We start from the raw sequence: 16,581 nt of genomic DNA on the forward strand, positions 1-16,581 counted from the left end.
ATTTTATTTCCGAAGCATGGGAATGCCGGCATGAAAAGACATCCGCCCCGATCTCATGCGCGAGCGTCGAAATCTTTCGCTGAAATCGCTCGGATTTCCACAACGCTTCCACTAGAATCGGTTCATGGACACCAACGCGCGCATATCCCTTTCCACCGATGTCGAAACCCTTCTCGATCTTCTGGAAGGAACCGGAGCATCGGCATGGGTCGTCGGCGGCTACGTGCGCGATGCGCTTGCAGGCGACGACGCCCACGATGTCGACGTGGCGACATCGGCGCGCTGGCAGGACGTCGCACGCGTATGCGTCGATGCCGGCATGCGCGTCTACGAAACGGGAACCGCGCACGGAACGGTGTCGGTCAATACGGGCAGGCGCATCGTCGAGGTCACGACATATCGCATCGACGGTCCTTACGAAGACGCGCGCCATCCCGCGAGCGTGTCCTTCGTCGATTCGATCGAACTCGACCTCGCTCGACGGGATTTCACGTTCAATGCGCTCGCGTATCATCCCGAACGCGGCCTTCTCGATCCGTACGACGGATGCTCCGACCTGAAAGGCGGCATCATCAGAACCGTGGGCGATCCGATGAAGCGCTTTCGGGAAGATCCCCTCCGCATCCTGCGCGCCGTTCGATTCGCCTCGCGTTTCGGATTCGCCGTGGACGACCGCACGGAATCGGCCATGCGTCGGCTCGCGCCGCTCATCGGAGGCGTTGCGGCCGAACGTATCGAAAACGAGTTCTCCCGCATGCTCCTCGGAGACCATGCCTGCAACGCCATCATCGAATGGATCGACGTGATCGGCGTATTCATCCCTGAAGCGCTGCCCATGAAGGGCTTCGACCAGCGCACGCCCTATCACATCTACGACGTGCTCGAGCACAGCGCGCATGCCGTCGGCGCCGCTCCGGCCCGACGCATCACCCGCTACGCCGCGTTTTTCCATGACATCGGGAAACCGAGCGTCTTCACCGTCGACGACGAGGGCATCGGTCACGCGAAAGGGCATCCGCAGGCCGGGGAAGCCATCGCGAGAAAGGCGCTCCAGCGTCTTCGGCTCAAGGCGACGGACATCGACGCCATCTGCACGCTTGTCGCGCTGCATCAGGACATCGTCCCCGCGACGCCGCGAGGCGTGCGGCGCATGCTCAACCGCATGGGCGGCGACGTGACCCTCTTTCGCGAGCTGCTCGACGTCAAAAGAGCGGATGCGGCCGCCCACGCACCCGATCACCGGGACCGGGGCGCGCAGGCCGATGAGGTCGAATCCGTCCTCGAAGATGTGCTGAAGGATCGGAGCGCATTTCGGATCGCCGACTTGCAGATAGACGGGAACGACGTTATGGCCTGCGGAATTCCTTGCGGTCCCGGTGTCGGGGCCGCGCTTCGGGCAGCCCTCGACGAAGTCATGGACGACCGTATTCCCAACGAGCGGGACGCCCTCCTCTCGTTCCTGGATTCACGTGCAAGCGCCTGGCGACGATAAGCGCCCTATGCGGCTGAATTTTTAGAATTCATGCTTGACGAAGCACGATGCCGCCAGTAATATACGTACTCGCGCTTAGACATGCGACTCGCACATTGGGGTGTCGTCTAATGGCAGGACAGCGGTTTCTGGTGCCGTATGTGAGGGTTCGACTCCTTCCACCCCAGCCATTTACTAAGCGCCACAACATACATGGCCTGGTCGTCTAGCGGTTTAGGACGCCGCCCTCTCAAGGCGGAGATCGGGAGTTCGAATCTCCTCCAGGCTACCAACGACGCACCACCGCTTCGGCGGTGGTTTTTTATTCCCAACGCACATTTCCGACATGCATACGAACGACCCGGATGCCCGGCGCATGCGCCGACGCAGCGGCTTTTCATGCACGTCCGCGCCCCATGGGGCTCTAGCCCGCACCATTGTCCGCATGCTTGCCTTGAACATCCCCCGTTCCCTCATCGTTCGCATCGACATGCATTTCTTTTCTTGCAGAATTCATCCCATTCACGCTTTGAGCTCTTATTCCGTGCATATTTCAGAGAAAGTTATCCACAGCACATCATGCAGAAACCTTGCTGGAACCTTGCGGGCATCTGCCGAGAAACTCACCGGGCGGCGATCCCCCGCCCTGCGGCTTCCTGCGCCCACCTACCATGGCACACCCCTGATTCGTGCCGCACGCGAAAAGGCCGCGATGATCCGAACGGCATCCAGAGCACGGATTCCCTGCGGCACTCCGTGCTCTCCGGGATGCGATTCGTCCATCGCGGCCCCATACGTCCGGCCGCGGATGCCGAAGCATGCCGGCCGCCCTGCGGTCACAGCGAAGCGAGCGCCTCGCGCAAACGCCACATATGGTCGAGCGGACCCGACCCCTTCCCCATGGAAAAGCCGCTCGAAAGAGCGCCGGCCACATAGGCCTTCGCGACGCGCACGGAATCGATCGCGGATTTCCCCGATGCAAGCCCGCAGGCGATGGCGCTCGAAAGCGTGCATCCCGTTCCGTGGGTGTTGCCGGTATCGACGCGCGTCCCGCGCAGCCAGCACGTCCGGCCATCGAACACAAGGCAGTCATCGGCGCTTTCGTCGAGATGACCGCCTTTCACGAGCACGGCGCCCGATGTCATGCCTGCAAGCATGCGAGCGGCGCGTTCCATGCCTGCCGCATCGACGATGTCGAACCCGCAGAGCGCGCGGGCCTCCGACAGATTCGGCGTGATGACCTCCGCCAGAGGAAAGAGGTCGCCGACGACGGCCCGGACGGCGCCATCCCGCATGAGATCGGCGCCGCTCGTCGCGACCATGACAGGGTCGACGACGATATGCCGGGCAGCACGTCGGCGAAGCGCGCGCGCCACGGCTTCGGCGATGGCCGACGACGATATCATGCCTATCTTGACGGCATCGGGGACCATATCATCGAAAACGGCATCGATCTGGGCTTCGACGAACTCGGGCGAGGCGTCGAAGACGGCGTTCACGCCCAGGGTGTTCTGCGCGGTGAGCGATGTGATGGCGGATTGGCCGAACAGACCGAACGACTCGATGGTCTTGAGGTCGGCCTGGACGCCCGCGCCGCCCGAGCTGTCCGAGCCCGCGATGGTCAGCACGGTAGGTACGCTATAGGACATGATGGAGCCTTTCCGACAGACGCTGCGCGGCCCCGCGAACGTCGTCCGCCGAGAACAGAGCCGAAACGACGGCTGCGCCCTGCACGCCCGTTTCGGCGAGCACATCGACGGTCCGTTCGTTCAAGCCGCCTATGGCGACGACGGGAATATCGACCGCATCGCAGATAGCGCGCAAGGTTTCAAGAGAGACGTCCGCCGCCTCGGCCTTCGTTGCCGTTTTGAAGATGGCGCCGACGCCGAGATAGTCCGCGCCGTCGCGCTCGGCGCGCAGGGCTTGCGCAACGGTCTGGACCGACACCCCCACGATGGCATCGTCCCCGAGGCGTGCGCGCGCCGAAGCGCACGCGGCGTCCTCCTGGCCCACATGCACGCCGTCCGCGCCCGATCGCGCGGCGGCGTCGACGTCGTCGTCGATCACGAACGGCACATCCGGGCATGCCGCATGCACCTCCCGCGCGAACGCGACGAGCGCATCGGTCGCCATCTTCTTCTCGCGAAGCTGCACGAACGTCGTGCCGCCGGCCACCGCATCGGATACGCATGCGGCAAGCGAGCGCCCCTCGAGCCAGGCGCTATCGGTCACGCCGTAGAGCAGCAGGCATTCGGGATGCGCGGCGATGTAGGCGCGCGGACTATCCACGGGCGATCTCCCGCACGAACGCGCGATCGCGCATCGCGGCACCGTCGAGCGTCGACAGGGCATCCATGAGATAGGTATGGAAGCTGCCCGTCCCGTCCTTCTCGCCCATGCGCTCGGACGCCACCTGGCCGGCGATGCCCATATGGACGACGGCGGCGAGAGTCGCGACGAGGGTGTCGTCCCTATGGTCGGCCGCGTAGGCTCCGCAGACGGCCGACAGCATGCATCCGGCGCCCGTGATGCGGCCTTGGAGCGGACTGCCGTTGAACACGGCGAACGCGCGCGCCTCGTCCGCCACGACATCGATCGCGCCCGTGATGGCGACGACGCACCCGGCGCGGCGCGCGAAGTCGCACGCGAACGCGGCCGCTTCGGCCAGCGTGTCCTCTGTGACGGCATCGAGGGGATTCGCATCGACGCCCTTGGTGGACGTCGATGCGCCGGCAAGCGCCTTGACTTCGCTCATGTTTCCCCGCACGACGCTGATTCCCAGGTCGTCGAGCAGGCCGGAAGCCGTCGCGGTACGCAGCCGGGACGCGCCGGCGCCGACGGGATCGAGCACGATCGGCGTGCCCGCCTCGGTCGCCTTGCGTCCTGCGATCCTCATGGATTCTATCGTACGGGCATTCAACGTGCCGATGTTAAGATCGAGCGCGCCGCAGATGGAGACGATATCCTCGACATCTTCCGCCTCGTCGGTCATGATCGGGCTCGCGCCGATCGCCAGAACGGCGTTCGCGCAGCTTTCGACCGTCACGTAATTGGTGATACAGTGGACGAGCGGTCCGTGCGCGCGCACGCCTTCAAGCATGCGTGCAAGTTCAGCCTCTATGGCCATGGTTCTCCCTTCGATGGCATTATCCAACAGGTTCCACGGGTCGGGACGCGAAAAGCCCCCTCTCAGCCTGCTCGCGCAAGCTCCCCATGCGCGGGATTATACGTCGAAGGTCGTCGAGGACGGGAGAAAAACAAGCAGATCGCCCTCGGATACGGATATGCGGATGGGAGCGCCTGCGCATTCGTTGGACAACCCGAGCGGAACGTCGTTCGACAGCGTTGCCGACGAAAGCGCATACGACGCCCCTTCCTCGTCCACGCCGAACGAGCGGTCCGAAGCGGAAAAGACCGAGAATCCCCCGTTCAAGGAAGCAGGCAGGAACAGTTCGTCGAACGCGCCTCCCGTAAGGACGGCCACGCATTCGCCGTCTCCTGCGGCGAAAGACCTGATGCCCCGATGGGAAAGCCGCACGAGCGTCTGAAGGGTCGCATAGGTCTGGTCGAGCCGGCCTCCGAGCGCACCGAGCAGCGCGATGGTCCCGCATCCATGCGCCAGCGCCTGTTCGCAGGCAAGGAACAGGTCGCTTTCGTCCTTGCGCGCGGGATGGACGACGGCATCGGGAACATCGGGGGCGAATCCGAGGGAATCGAAATCGCCCACCACGGCATCGGGGCGGATTCCCGCACGCATAAGCGAAGCGAACCCCGCATCCGCCGCAACGACGTAGTCGAACCGATGGCGGGAGAAAAACGCCTCGTCGAAGGCCGCCGATCCGACGACGGCGCAGATGCCGCCCGAAGATCCGACACCGCCCGACGATGCGATGCGGACGCATCCGCCTCCGTGCCGCTGTTCCACCGCAACCTCCCGAACCTCGCCGCCTCGATTGATTCTTGCATGACGTCCGAGCCGTTTGCCCGGCGCCTTGCAAGCGCATGATACAATACGCTGGCTATGCGGGCCGGACGGTCGCGGGCGCCTTTTCGGCGCGTGAGGAAAGTCCGGGCTTCAAGAGACAGGATGCCGGCTAACGGCCGGGCGGGGAAACCCGACGGAAAGTGCTGCAGAAAAGGAAACTCCCCTGCGATCCCTTCGGGATGCGGCGTCTCGACGTCGGCAGGAGAAAAGCTGAGAAGGTGCGGTAAGAGCGCACCAGCGCATCGGTAACGGTGCGGCTTGGTAAACCCCATCCGAAGCAAGGGCGAATAGGCATGCGATACGGTCGTCTCTCCGTGCATGCGGGTAGCCTGCTCGAGGCGCTTCGGCGCCCTAGATAAATGGCCGTCTTCAAAGACAGAACCCGGCTTACAGGCCCGCTACGGCATATGAAGAAAGGCTCCCGATCGGGAGCCTTTCTTCATTCGGGGCGCATGCCTGCCGCATGCCGCCTTCAGTCTTTAGTCGAGATCGCCTAGGTCGAACGCATCGGACGCATCGCCGTAACCGCTCAGATCGCGCTCGACGACCTGCGTCGCGCCCGGAGCGGCATTGCGGGCCGCCGGCTTGGCATGCGCGCCGGGGATGACGCTCGACGCTGCCACGGCGCCGGTCGGCGCGGGTGCGGCGGCGGCAGACGCGTAATGCATCTGGGTGCGCACCGGCTTCTTGCGCGTGAGCTCCTCGTTGATATCCGCAAGCTTCTTGTTCGCATCGTCGATGAAGGCGCGCAGGCTCTCGGCGTAGGATTCGCACGTGGCCTTATGCGAAAGCTCGAGGTCGGAAATCGCCGTTTCGATCTTGGCGCGCTCCACGTTGGCGCGCTCGATGATGTCGGCCGCATCGGCCTCGGCGTCCTTATGGATCTTGCGGGAATCCGCTTCGGCCTTGTCGGTGACCTCCTTGGCGGAGCGCTGCGCGGTCAGAAGCGCCTCGGCGATGACGGACGCATCGCTCGACTTCGCGGCAAGCTTGGATTCGAGCTCGGCGATGCGCGCGTCCTTCTCATCCTCGGTCAGAGGCGCGGCGGGAGCAGGTTCGGCATCGGGCTCCGCGACGATCGCAGGCTCGGCGAAGGCGGCATCGAGATCGATGGGCGCTTCGTCGTCAATGGAGCCGGCATCGGCGTCGCGCATGGAACGGACCTGCTCGGTCAGACGACGGATCTCGGCATTCAGGCCATCGATCTCGTCAGCCACATGCTCGAGGAAGACATCGACCTCGTCGCGATCGTAGCCCTTGCGGTTGACCGTGAAGATCTGGTTTTGGATTTCTTCGGAAGTGATGGCCATTACAGCTCCTTAACGTATGCGAATCCGACCTCGCGATCGAGGACCTACAAGATGGCTACGACCAGCCTGGCAACCAATTGTAATACAACGAATGCAAGGATGGGCGAAACGTCCACCATGCCGATGGGCGGGATGACGCGACGGAAGATACCGAGATACGGATCGCATATGCGGCCGAGCGCCGCATCCACGTCGGCGATGAAGCCCGACTTCATCGGAATCCATGACATGATGATATAGACGAACAGGATGAACGAGTAGACGTCGACGATGGAGACAATCAGGTACTGAATCGTATGCATTATAGAATTCCCTGTTCGTGTAGCTGTTCCTTTTCGGCATCGCTCAGAGCGGCGCCGGCATTGAGCGCGAAGACGCGCGGAGCGATGACGTCGACCTGCGCCCCTAAGGCGCTCGCGGCGCCGAACGAGAAATCGAGCACGCGCTTCATCAAGGCATCCGGAGCGGCCGCGCACGCGAGCACGACGACGCTGCGCATCTTGAGCGCCGTGGCGACGCGCTCCGCATCGTCGTAGGTCTCGGGACGAACCACGACCATGGTGCGCACGCGCGGCGCAAGCGACGCCTCGGGGGCCGCAGCCGAGACGGACGTGCGGGGCTCGGCGGTCGACGAGAACAGATTCTCGAGCCCGGCCGAAGAGCGGGCGGGCGCGGCATCGGCCGATGCGTCGTCGTATGCGGACGCGCGACGACGGACGCGGATGTCGCGAGAGGTCACGAGCGCGGGCATGCGGCCTGCGGCAGCAACCTTGTCAGCGGGTCGCACGTATCCGGGTTGGGCATAGTCGGCGGAATCGTCGTACGCGTATTCGCCGTAGTCTTCGCGCTCGAACTCATCGTCCGCATCGCGCGATGATGCGCGGCGAGACGAGCGCGCAGCCGGGACGTTGTGCGGGGAGGGCAGGCCGAGTCGATCCTTCACCTCATCGATATTCGGGAATCTGAACGCCATGTCTTTCCTGTCTTTCCTGTCTCAGCCGCAAAGTCCATACGTATCGCTGAAGATCGCGCGGCCTATCCTTACCATAGTAGACCCATAGGGGATGGCCTGAAGATAGTCGTCGCTCATTCCCATTGAAAGCTCATCGAGGTCAAGCGTCAAGCCCTGGGCGCCGAAGCGTTGACGCATCTCCTCGCGGATGCACGCAAGGCGCGCGAACGACGCATCCGCTTCCTCGGGCGAATCCTTCGGCGCCATCATCATGAGTCCGCGGACGCGCACGTGCGCAAGCCCGAAGCAGTGCTCGATCATAGCGGGGAGCTCGGATGCGGAAAGGCCCTGCTTGTTCTCTTCCCCATCGTTCACCTCGATGAGCACGTCCTGGACGATGCCGGCCGCGTCCGCGAGACGATCGATCTTGTCGGCATGGCTCGGCCGATACAGGGAATGGATGAGGCACGCGCGCCCCACCACGTCCTTGAGATGGCGAGACTGTATATTGCCGATGAAGTGCCATCGCTCGGAAGGAAACGCATCGTGCTTGCGCGCGAGTTCATCGGGACGGTTCTCGCCGAAATCGTGGATGCCGGCCGCAACGGCTTCGGCAACCGCATCGACGTCCACGGTCTTCGACACGCCGATGATGCGCACGGCGGACGCATCCCTTCCCGACGCGGCGCACGCATCGGCCACCTGGGTCCGTATCGCGTCGTATCGATCCTTCAATGCCATGGGAATCACCTTCGGTCCTTCATGCGGCAGGCGAAGGCGCCTTGGCGCCCGCACGTCCCGCCTTCGCGTCGGTATGAATAGAATCGCTCGTCTTCGTAGGTGCACAGGCCCGCATCGCAGATGCGCCTCTCGTCCATGCCTGCCTTCGAGAGGTCCGCCGCAAGGGCGCGGGCCATATCCACATGGCGCGTTTCTCGCACGCAGCCGTCGCCGAACGTCGCGGCGAAACGCGCTGCCAGCTCCTCGTCGACCTCGAAGCAGCATGTCCCTATATGCGGCCCGATATACGCATTGCATCCCGATAGGCGCGAGGCATCGCCTCCGACAAGGTCGAAGGCGGCCTTGACGACGATGCGGCTCATGACGCCGCGCCACCCCGCATGCACGACGGCGAAGCTGCCGTCGGGCGCGACGATGATCACAGGCACGCAATCGGCGAAGCAGAGAAGCGCTGCGATGCGGGCATCGCGCACGATGAGCGCATCGGCGGCCTCGCGCGCCTGGGCGATAGCTGCCTCGCACGATGCGGCGTCGTCAAGGGAGACGACGGCATCGCCGTGCACCTGATGCGGCACGACCAGGCGAGCGTCCTGGCAACCGAACGCCGCCATCAGACGCGCGCGGTTCGCGGCGACATCCCGCGCATCGTCCCCGACATGCGACCCGAGGTTCAGGCCCGCGTACGGGGGCGCGCTCACGCCGCCGTCACGGCACGTGAAGGCGATGCGCACGCCTGTGACGGCGAAGAGGTCCTCGTCGAGGAGCGCGGGCACGGAAAAGCCCCGGCCCCATGCGAGCCGCGGAAGCGGCAAGGAAGGGCTCGGGGCTGCATGCATCGATCTCGGTCCTCGGCGCCCGCTTAGCGGCGGCGGAGGAAGTCGGGGATGTAGTCCTCGTCGGTCACGCGGCTCGACGCGGACGCCGACGAGGCGGCGGGAGACGTCGGATGGCTGGAATTCGAGGTATAGGTGTCGCGCAGAGAGCTCTGCTTGGCGGCGGGCTTCGCAGCGGCGGTGGAGGCGAATAGGTCGCTGCGGGCGCTTTCGAAGTCGATGGCCGACTGGTTCGTGCGCGCGAAACCGGTCGCGATGATGGTGATGCGGATCTGATCGCCCAGGCTCTCGTCCACGATCTGGCCGTAGATGATGTTGGCATCCTCGTCGACGACGGATTCCATGGCGCGCGCAGCCGCATCGACCTCGGCGAGCGTGAGGTCGGGGCCGCCGGCGATGGAGAAGAGCACGCGGCTCGCCCCGGCGATGGAGGCTTCGAGGAGATTGGAGTTGATGGCCTCGGTCGCGGCTTCGACGGCGCGGTTCTCGCCCGAGCCGAAGCCGATGCCCATCATGGCCGTGCCCGCATCCTTCATGACCGTGCGGATGTCGGCGAAGTCAAGGTTGATCAGGCCGGGAATGGTAATGAGGTCGGTCACGCCCTGGATGCCCTGGCGCAGCGTGTCGTCGGCGAGGCGGAAGGCGTCGAGCATGGAGGTCTTCTTGTCGACGACCTCGAGAAGGCGGTCGTTCGGAATGACGATGAGCGTGTCGACCTTCTGCGCAAGCAGATCGCAACCCTGTTCGGCCTGGTTGCGGCGAAGACGCCCTTCGAAGCTGAACGGCTTGGTCACGACGCCGACCGTCAACGCGCCGATCTGCTCGCGCGCGATTTCGGCGACGACGGGCGCGGCGCCGGTGCCGGTGCCGCCGCCTTCGCCGGCGGTCACGAAGACCATGTCGGCGGCCGCGAGCGCGTCGGCGATTTCCGCCCGGGATTCCTCGGCGGCCTGACAGCCGATCTCGGGATTCGCGCCCGCACCGAGACCGCGGGTCAGCTCTTCGCCGATATGGATGGTCTTATCGGCATTGGAAAGGAGGAGCGCCTGCTTGTCGGTGTTGACGGCGATGAACTCGACGCCTTTGATTCCGGCATCGACCATGCGATTGACCGCGTTGGTTCCGCCGCCGCCGACGCCCACGACCTTGATTACGGCGAGGTGCTCCGAACCCATAGAATTAGACATAGTCTCCTCCAGAAAACCGAATACGTACCGTCGAGCCTCGATGAAACGCTTTATGTTCGTGCGCTGCCCCATTCAAACGAAGCATAGCAGGTTCACTTTACACGAAGAGATCGACAATGCAAGCGCGAGCAGGCATATCAGATGCGCCGATGCGCCAAAGGCACATACGCGGAATGCGCTGCGATCAAACGGAACGCCAGGTGGGGCTGCTCGCCACACGCACGTTGATATAGGCGACCGATCCTTCGTTGTCCTTAAGGATCTGCAGGCAGACGCGTTCCTTGTCGCGAATGTCCTCCGCAGCGCCGAAGGCGATCTCCACGTTGGAATCGAGCGTGAGCGTCGCGTTGTCCGAGGACGAGGCGGATATCTGCTTCACCTGGTCCTTAAGTTCGGTCGTCATGCCGGAGACGATGGCAAGCGCGTTGTTGACGCTCGCATCGGTGCAGGTCGACCCGACTTCAGGGCGCAGGCCGTAGGCGACGTCGGTGATGGCGAGCGCATGCGCGGCATCGTCGTAGATGGCGGGGCTCATGGCCCGTCCCTCGGCGCTGTCCTGGTCGGGAATCCTGCACAGCCACGTGCCGTCGTCGGCGATGGCCCACAGCTCGCTTGTCGATCCGTCTTCGGACAGAACCTCGACCGTCGCCGCTATCGGACGTTCGGTCGCGGAAATGACGAGGGTGTTCGGGAATCCGCGCGAGACCTTCGCCTTCTTGATCCATGCATCCCGCAGGATGTTCGCCTCGATCTTGCCCGTGTCGACGCGCAGAAGCGTCGTGTCCGCAGGAATGGCCGCAAGCCGGCTCATCTCCTCGGAGGTCAGATGCTCGACCCCCTCGACCGAAACGTCCTCGATGGCGAAAAGATTCGAGGAATAGGCCGCCGCGCCCGCGACGAGGAATACCGCGATTGCGACGAGAACGGCCACGACGCGACGTGCGACGCCGCGCCGGCGCTCCTGATCGCGACGGATGCGGTCGTTGCGGCGTATATCGCCGACGCGCATCGACGTCAGGCCGGAGCCCTCCCGTGCCGCACGGGCGGCATGCAGGCGCTCGGACCCGCTGCTCGGAGCGCCGAACGGAGACGAGGCCGCCCTGCGTGGGGGACGGGTCGAACGGGAGGCGGCCTGGGGGCGTCGCGATGAGGAACGCCCGCTTCGCACGGACGATCGGTCGGATATGCTCCTACGCGAATCCAAGGAAGCGAACCTCCGGTTCAAGGTCGATGCCGTATTCGACGCGTACGGCGTTTTGAACGTCAAGCATAAGCGAAACGACGTCGGAAGCATGCGCATGCCCCAGGTTCACGATGAAATTGGCATGAAGATCCGATATCTGCGCATCGCCGCATCGCCGGCCCTTGAGGCCCACGCCTTCGATCAGGCGGCCGACCGATTCGCCTTCGGGATTCTTGAACACGCTGCCGCACGAAGCGAACGTGAGCGGCTGCGTCTTGCGGCGCCGCGCCATGGCCCCCTCCATGCGCGCCTTGATCATCGCATCCCCAGGCTTCGTCAGAAGCTCGCACTCCAAGACGATCTCGTCAGACGGAAGCGAACAGGACCGATACCCCCAGGATATGTCCGAGGCGCCGTATCGCTTGAGACCCGCGCCGGGGCGATACGAGACCACCGACTTCACGCGCATCCCGATGGATTCGTTGCGCGTTCCCGCATTCATGCGAAGCGCGCCGCCGATCGATCCGGGCGTGCCGACGGCGAATTCCATACCCGACCGTCCGGCTTCGAACGCCTTGCGCACGACGCCTGAAAGCGGGCATGCGGCGCCTGCCACGACGATGTCGGGATCGTCGTAGACGGCGCACGACGAGAACTCGGCGCCGAGCGAGATCACGACGCCGTCGAATCCCTCGTCCGACACGAGCAGGTTGCTTCCCCGCCCCGCAACGAACCACCCGAGGCCGCGGATGCGGCAGGCGTCGATGACGTCGACGAGCGAGCGAAGGGAATCGGCGCGAACGTACGCGCGCGCCGGCCCGCCGATGCGATAGGTCGTATGCCTGCTCATAGGCTCGTTTTCAAGCACGAATCCCGAAAACGAAGGCGGCAGGCCGAGAAGGGACGCCATGCGAAGCCCCTAGCGCGCCGAGAGCGCGTCGACGATGCCGGGGCCGAGCTTCGTGACGCTGCCCGCGCCCATCGTGATGACGAGGTCGCCCTCCCGGGCCCGATCGACGACGGAACGGATCGCCTCGTCGAAATCCTCGATGTAGGACACGTCGGAAACCGAGCCGCACGCGCGGACGGAATCGGCGACGAGCCTGCCGCTCACCCCTTCGATAGGATCCTCGCCCGCCGCATAGACGCCGAGAACCGTAAGGGAATCGACACCCGCGAACGCCGGACCGAATTCGTCGGCGAGGGATGCGGTGCGTGAATAGCGATGCGGCTGGAAGATGACATGCACGCGATTGAAATCGAGGCTCGTCGCGGCAGCAAGCGTCGCGGCGATCTCCGTCGGGTGATGCGCATAGTCGTCGACGACCGCGACGCCTGCCGCTTCGCCTTTGAGATCGAAGCGGCGACGCACGCCCGAATAGGACGCGATGCCCGCGGACGCGGATGCGACGTCGAGGCCGAGCGCCCAGATGACGCCGAGCACGCCCGCCGCATTCAAGGCGTTATGGCGACCGGGATTCTTGGCCAAGCCGCTCTCGACGACGGTGCCGTCGGGAAAGCTCAGCGTGAACGTGCTGGAGACGCCGTGCGTGGCGTAGTCGGACACGCGCACGTCGCATGCCGGGGAAAAGCCGTAGGACACGACGCGGCGCCCGGTCGATTCCGCAAGCTCCGCAAGCGATGGGTCCTCGCCGCAGACGACGAGGGCGCCGTCGGCGGGAACCGATGCCATGAACGTCTTGAACGTCGCGCGGATCTCGTCGATGCCGCCCACGTAGTGGTCGAGATGGTCGGCCTCGACATTGGTGACGAGCGCGACGTAGGGCGAAAGGTTCAAGAACGATCCGTCGCTCTCGTCGGCCTCGACGACGTAATAGTCTCCCGTCCCTGATTTCGCGTTCGTGCGATAGGCGTCGACCATGCCGCCGACGATGAACGTCGGATCGAGCCCGAGCGCATCGACGGCTCCGGCGAGCATCGAGGACGTCGTCGTCTTCCCGTGCGTCCCGGCGGCCGCCAGGGTCTTCTTGCCGCGTCCGAGCTCGGCGAGCATATGCGCGCGCTGCCAAACGGGAATCCCGAGCTCGCGGGCGCGCATGACTTCAGGATTCGTGTCGGGAACAGCGGTCGACGCCACGACGACGTCGCATGCGGGATCGACGTTGGCGGCATCGTGGCCGACGAACACGCGGATGCCCGCAGCGACGAGCTGGTCGGTGTACGCGGACGTCGCCATGTCGGATCCGGAAACCGCCATGCCGAAATCGGCGGCGACGCGCGCGATGCCGCTCATGCCCACCCCGCCGACGCCGACGAAATGGACGCGTCGCACATTCGAACCTGCATTCATGAATATCTCCCTAGAGCCAAACCAACGATAGACGACGGACGCGACCGTCAGGACGCGGCGCCCGAAACGCCAACGACGGAATATACCACGTTCGCGAGCGCGAGGGCTGCATTCCGCGCACCCGCCCCGCGCGCCGCCTCGCGCATGGAGGCGCGCAACCCTTCGTCGCAGACGAGCTCGAGCAGACGGGCCGCGAATTCCTCGCCGTCGATGTCCGCATCCGCGATCATGCGCGCCGCGCCGCTTTCCACATACGAGCGCGCATTGATGGTCTGATGGTCCTCCGCGGCGTACGGGAACGGGACGAGAAGCGCGGGGACGCCGATGGCCGCGATCTCGGCCAGGGACGTCGCGCCCGCGCGGGACAGCACCGCATCGGCCGCGGCGAGCACCTCGGGCATGCGGTCCTGGTAGGCGAAGAGCTTCCAGCGCTCCTTCTCGGCATCGTCCAGATCCAGGGCGCACGCCGTCTCCTCATAATTGCCCGTGCCCGCGACGTGGACGACGAAGAGGCCGTCGACGGCGAGGAGCCGCTCTTTCAGGCGGCAGACCGCCTCGTTGACGTGCTGGGCGCCGAGGCTGCCGCCGAACACGACGAGCAGCGTCGCATCCTCGGGCACGCCGAGCATCTCTCGGCCCTGGGCGCGCGTCGACGTGACCACGCTCGATCTGACCGGATTGCCCGTCACGACCGCCGTCCCCGGCCTCACGTCCTTTTCCGTCACGGCATAGGTGAGCGCGACCTTGCGCGCGCGCTTCGCAAGGAATCGGTTCGCCATGCCCATGACCGAGTTCTGCTCGTGCACGACCACGGGGATGCCGAGGCGCGATGCGGCGAATCCGACCGGGATGGATACATAGCCTCCGAAGCAGACGACGACGTCGGGCCGCATCTTCTTCATCCACGAACGGGCCCTCAGGCTCGAAGCGTAGAGCTTCACGGTCGACGATGCGATCGTCCAGGGACGCTCCCGATCGAACCCTGCCCCCTCGAAGGGGAAGAACGCGATGCCCGCCTGCGGCACGAGGCGCGCTTCGACGCCTGCGGGCGTGCCCGCGTAGCAGACCTCGTGCCCGTCGGCTTCGAGGCGCTCGGCAAGCGCGAGCGCCGGGTTGATGTGCCCCGCGGTGCCGCCGCCTGTAAGAACGATCCTCATCTGCGTCCCCCTTCCTCGAATTCCCTAAAGCCTTCGCGTCCCGCACGGCGCGGCCTATGCCCGCCGGCAAGCCCGATATCCGAAGGCGTCCTGCGCGGGGACGCAAGCGTCGCGCCGCCCGCCATGCGCGAGGACCGAGGCGCGTCGCTTGCATTCCGCAAACGACGACGGGGCTCGTCGGCCGCACCGCCCGCCATGCGCGACGGGCGCGCCGATCCGCCTCGCGCGCCGCGGTCGACGGCGACCACGTTGAAGTCGTTGCGACGGCGTTCGTGCGGCGTCAGGACGTTCGAACCATGCGATATCGAAAGCAGCAGTCCGACCACGATGAACGACGACCAGAGCGACGAGCCGCCCGACGAGATGAACGGCAGCGGCTTTCCCGTCGTGGGCAGGATGCCCGTGGCGCAGGCCATGTTCAGAAATGCCTGGAACACGAGCATGACCGTGAGGCTCGACGCCATAAGGCGGCCGAACTCGTCCGGCGCGCCGTCGGCGATCCGCAAGCCCGCGTACAGAAACGCCAGGAACAGCACGATGACCGCGAAGGCGCCTATGAAGCCGAGCTCCTCGCCGATGATCGAATAGATGAAGTCGGTCTCCGCTTCAGGCAGGTAGAGGAACTTCTCATGCGAATTCCCCAAACCCAGACCGAACAGCCCGCCCGACGAGAACGCGTAGAACGAACGGATCATCTGGAACCCCGTGCCGTAGCCGCCCTGCCCGTCGTTCCACGGGTCGAGCCAAACGGAAATGCGGTCCGAGCGGTATCCCACGGTCAACGTGAAAACGCCGGCGCAGACGATAAGAACGACGACGCCGAGGAAGTAGCGCAGGGGAATCTCGCCGAACCAGAGCACCGCCAGGATGCCGACGGCGATGATCATCGTGGAGCCGAGGTCGGATTGCGTGCGATACAGGATGAGGATGGGCAGAAGCAGGCCGACGGCGATCGAGAGCGCCAGTCCCTTCCCTCGAAGCGTCCCGTCGCGCCACTGCACCATGATGCGCACGGCGAGCAGGACGTAGGCGATCTTCACGAACTCGGAAGGCTGGATGCTGATGGGCCCTATGATGAGCCATCGTTTCGCGCCGTAGATGACCTTGCCGGCGACGGCGACCGCGAACAGGGATAGCAGCGCCACGACCCACACGACGTCGGTCGCGCGGCCGAGCCAGACATGATACGGAACGCGTGCGAGGACGACGGCGATGCCGACGCCCGTGATAGCGAAGAAGGCCTGCTTGCCCACGTACGAGAAGATGCCCTTGCCTTGACTGATGGATTCGACCGTGGAGGCGGAGAACACCATGACGAGCCCGAGCATCGTCAACAGCAATGCCACGGCGATGAGCAGGAGACGCGGCGCCATGACCGACGCCGGCACGCCGCGGGCGTCGGCATCGCGTCGGGAATCGCGATCGATATCGTAGACCATTCGTGCCATATG

16 protein-coding genes, 2 tRNA genes and 1 other RNA gene are annotated in these 16,581 nt (G+C 64.9%); 4 read left to right on the plus strand and 15 right to left on the minus strand.

Translation table 11 applies throughout. The annotated features are described in order from the left end of the window. Positions 1–124 precede the first annotated feature (124 nt). The 3 genes from HMPREF0762_RS02275 to HMPREF0762_RS02285 all read left to right on the plus strand — a co-directional run bounded on the left by HMPREF0762_RS02275 (position 125) and on the right by HMPREF0762_RS02285 (position 1,763). Positions 125–1,492, plus strand: coding sequence for a CCA tRNA nucleotidyltransferase (locus HMPREF0762_RS02275; RefSeq protein ID WP_006361776.1), 1,368 nt, complete (start codon positions 125–127; stop codon positions 1,490–1,492). A 96-nt stretch (positions 1,493–1,588) separates the two neighbouring features. Next, positions 1,589–1,662 (plus strand) — tRNA-Gln (locus HMPREF0762_RS02280). A gap of 24 nt (positions 1,663–1,686) precedes the next feature. Beyond that, positions 1,687–1,763 (plus strand) — tRNA-Glu (locus tag HMPREF0762_RS02285). 544 nt (positions 1,764–2,307) lie between these two features. Here the strand turns inward: HMPREF0762_RS02285 and thiD are convergent. The 4 genes from thiD to HMPREF0762_RS02305 form a co-directional block, all read right to left on the minus strand. Continuing rightward, positions 2,308–3,120 carry a bifunctional hydroxymethylpyrimidine kinase/phosphomethylpyrimidine kinase gene (thiD, locus tag HMPREF0762_RS02290; protein WP_006361779.1) on the minus strand — a complete coding sequence of 271 codons (813 nt, stop codon included), beginning with the start codon at positions 3,118–3,120 and terminating at the stop codon, positions 2,308–2,310. After that, positions 3,110–3,760, minus strand: coding sequence for a thiamine phosphate synthase (gene thiE, locus HMPREF0762_RS02295; protein ID WP_006361780.1), 651 nt, complete (start codon positions 3,758–3,760; stop codon positions 3,110–3,112). Before thiE ends, thiD begins: the two co-directional genes overlap by 11 nt. Next, the gene (thiM, locus tag HMPREF0762_RS02300; protein ID WP_006361781.1) at positions 3,753–4,598 is read right to left on the minus strand and encodes a hydroxyethylthiazole kinase; all 846 of its coding nucleotides are present in this window, start codon (positions 4,596–4,598) and stop codon (positions 3,753–3,755) included. Before thiM ends, thiE begins: the two co-directional genes overlap by 8 nt. A 96-nt stretch (positions 4,599–4,694) precedes the next feature. Then, the gene (locus HMPREF0762_RS02305; protein WP_006361783.1) at positions 4,695–5,396 is read right to left on the minus strand and encodes a thiamine diphosphokinase; all 702 of its coding nucleotides are present in this window, start codon (positions 5,394–5,396) and stop codon (positions 4,695–4,697) included. A gap of 95 nt (positions 5,397–5,491) precedes the next feature. On the opposite strand from HMPREF0762_RS02305, the gene rnpB reads away from it, so the two are divergent. Continuing rightward, positions 5,492–5,861: RNase P RNA component class A (gene rnpB / locus HMPREF0762_RS08980), an RNA gene on the plus strand. A gap of 74 nt (positions 5,862–5,935) precedes the next feature. Here rnpB and HMPREF0762_RS02310 read toward each other — a convergent pair. From HMPREF0762_RS02310 to HMPREF0762_RS02360, 11 genes are all read right to left on the minus strand, one after another. Next, entirely contained in the window at positions 5,936–6,766 is an 831-nt protein-coding gene (locus HMPREF0762_RS02310; protein ID WP_006361785.1) for a DivIVA domain-containing protein, read from the minus strand. A 44-nt stretch (positions 6,767–6,810) separates the two neighbouring features. Further along, a complete protein-coding gene (locus HMPREF0762_RS02315; RefSeq protein WP_006361786.1) occupies positions 6,811–7,068 on the minus strand; it encodes a YggT family protein in 258 nt (85 codons plus the stop codon). Continuing rightward, positions 7,068–7,739, minus strand: coding sequence for a cell division protein SepF (locus HMPREF0762_RS02320; RefSeq protein WP_006361787.1), 672 nt, complete (start codon positions 7,737–7,739; stop codon positions 7,068–7,070). Before HMPREF0762_RS02320 ends, HMPREF0762_RS02315 begins: the two co-directional genes overlap by 1 nt. A 21-nt stretch (positions 7,740–7,760) precedes the next feature. Continuing rightward, positions 7,761–8,459, minus strand: a complete 699-nt coding sequence (locus HMPREF0762_RS02325) for a YggS family pyridoxal phosphate-dependent enzyme (RefSeq protein ID WP_006361788.1) — start codon at positions 8,457–8,459, stop codon at positions 7,761–7,763. A gap of 5 nt (positions 8,460–8,464) precedes the next feature. Continuing rightward, positions 8,465–9,232: a polyphenol oxidase family protein gene (locus HMPREF0762_RS02330; protein ID WP_245935477.1), complete on the minus strand. Its 768-nt coding sequence runs from the start codon at positions 9,230–9,232 to the stop codon at positions 8,465–8,467. Positions 9,233–9,318: 86 nt separating this feature from the next. Next, on the minus strand, positions 9,319–10,479 hold the full coding sequence (ftsZ, locus tag HMPREF0762_RS02335; RefSeq protein WP_009078849.1) for a cell division protein FtsZ: 1,161 nt from the start codon (positions 10,477–10,479) through the stop codon (positions 9,319–9,321). A gap of 184 nt (positions 10,480–10,663) precedes the next feature. After that, positions 10,664–11,683 (minus strand): cell division protein FtsQ/DivIB, encoded by a 1,020-nt coding sequence (locus tag HMPREF0762_RS02340; RefSeq protein WP_245935478.1) that lies wholly within the window; start codon positions 11,681–11,683, stop codon positions 10,664–10,666. Further along, positions 11,670–12,572 carry a UDP-N-acetylmuramate dehydrogenase gene (gene murB / locus HMPREF0762_RS02345; RefSeq protein ID WP_006361792.1) on the minus strand — a complete coding sequence of 301 codons (903 nt, stop codon included), beginning with the start codon at positions 12,570–12,572 and terminating at the stop codon, positions 11,670–11,672. Before murB ends, HMPREF0762_RS02340 begins: the two co-directional genes overlap by 14 nt. 9 nt (positions 12,573–12,581) lie before the next feature. Beyond that, entirely contained in the window at positions 12,582–13,973 is a 1,392-nt protein-coding gene (murC, locus tag HMPREF0762_RS02350) for a UDP-N-acetylmuramate--L-alanine ligase (protein WP_006361793.1), read from the minus strand. A 47-nt stretch (positions 13,974–14,020) separates the two neighbouring features. After that, the gene (gene murG / locus HMPREF0762_RS02355) at positions 14,021–15,130 is read right to left on the minus strand and encodes an undecaprenyldiphospho-muramoylpentapeptide beta-N-acetylglucosaminyltransferase (protein WP_006361794.1); all 1,110 of its coding nucleotides are present in this window, start codon (positions 15,128–15,130) and stop codon (positions 14,021–14,023) included. Further along, the gene (locus HMPREF0762_RS02360; protein WP_245935479.1) at positions 15,127–16,578 is read right to left on the minus strand and encodes an FtsW/RodA/SpoVE family cell cycle protein; all 1,452 of its coding nucleotides are present in this window, start codon (positions 16,576–16,578) and stop codon (positions 15,127–15,129) included. Before HMPREF0762_RS02360 ends, murG begins: the two co-directional genes overlap by 4 nt. Between the last annotated feature and the right edge of the window lie 3 nt (positions 16,579–16,581).

Origin of the sequence: Slackia exigua ATCC 700122 (assembly GCF_000162875.1) — a bacterium.
GTDB lineage: Bacteria > Actinomycetota > Coriobacteriia > Coriobacteriales > Eggerthellaceae > Slackia > Slackia exigua.

Bases quoted from the DNA above. Each gene is read 5' to 3' on its own strand.
- HMPREF0762_RS02275 (WP_006361776.1), top strand. From the start codon at position 125: ATGGACACCAACGCGCGCATATCCCTTTCCACCGATGTCGAAACCCTT.
- murG (WP_006361794.1), bottom strand. From the start codon at position 15,130: ATGAGGATCGTTCTTACAGGCGGCGGCACCGCGGGGCACATCAACCCG.
- ftsZ (WP_009078849.1), bottom strand. From the start codon at position 10,479: ATGTCTAATTCTATGGGTTCGGAGCACCTCGCCGTAATCAAGGTCGTG.
- HMPREF0762_RS02310 (WP_006361785.1), bottom strand. From the start codon at position 6,766: ATGGCCATCACTTCCGAAGAAATCCAAAACCAGATCTTCACGGTCAAC.
- HMPREF0762_RS02320 (WP_006361787.1), bottom strand. From the start codon at position 7,739: ATGGCGTTCAGATTCCCGAATATCGATGAGGTGAAGGATCGACTCGGC.
- thiD (WP_006361779.1), bottom strand. From the start codon at position 3,120: ATGTCCTATAGCGTACCTACCGTGCTGACCATCGCGGGCTCGGACAGC.
- HMPREF0762_RS02315 (WP_006361786.1), bottom strand. From the start codon at position 7,068: ATGCATACGATTCAGTACCTGATTGTCTCCATCGTCGACGTCTACTCG.
- murC (WP_006361793.1), bottom strand. From the start codon at position 13,973: ATGAATGCAGGTTCGAATGTGCGACGCGTCCATTTCGTCGGCGTCGGC.
- HMPREF0762_RS02360 (WP_245935479.1), bottom strand. From the start codon at position 16,578: ATGGCACGAATGGTCTACGATATCGATCGCGATTCCCGACGCGATGCC.
- murB (WP_006361792.1), bottom strand. From the start codon at position 12,572: ATGGCGTCCCTTCTCGGCCTGCCGCCTTCGTTTTCGGGATTCGTGCTT.
- thiM (WP_006361781.1), bottom strand. From the start codon at position 4,598: ATGGCCATAGAGGCTGAACTTGCACGCATGCTTGAAGGCGTGCGCGCG.
- HMPREF0762_RS02325 (WP_006361788.1), bottom strand. From the start codon at position 8,459: ATGGCATTGAAGGATCGATACGACGCGATACGGACCCAGGTGGCCGAT.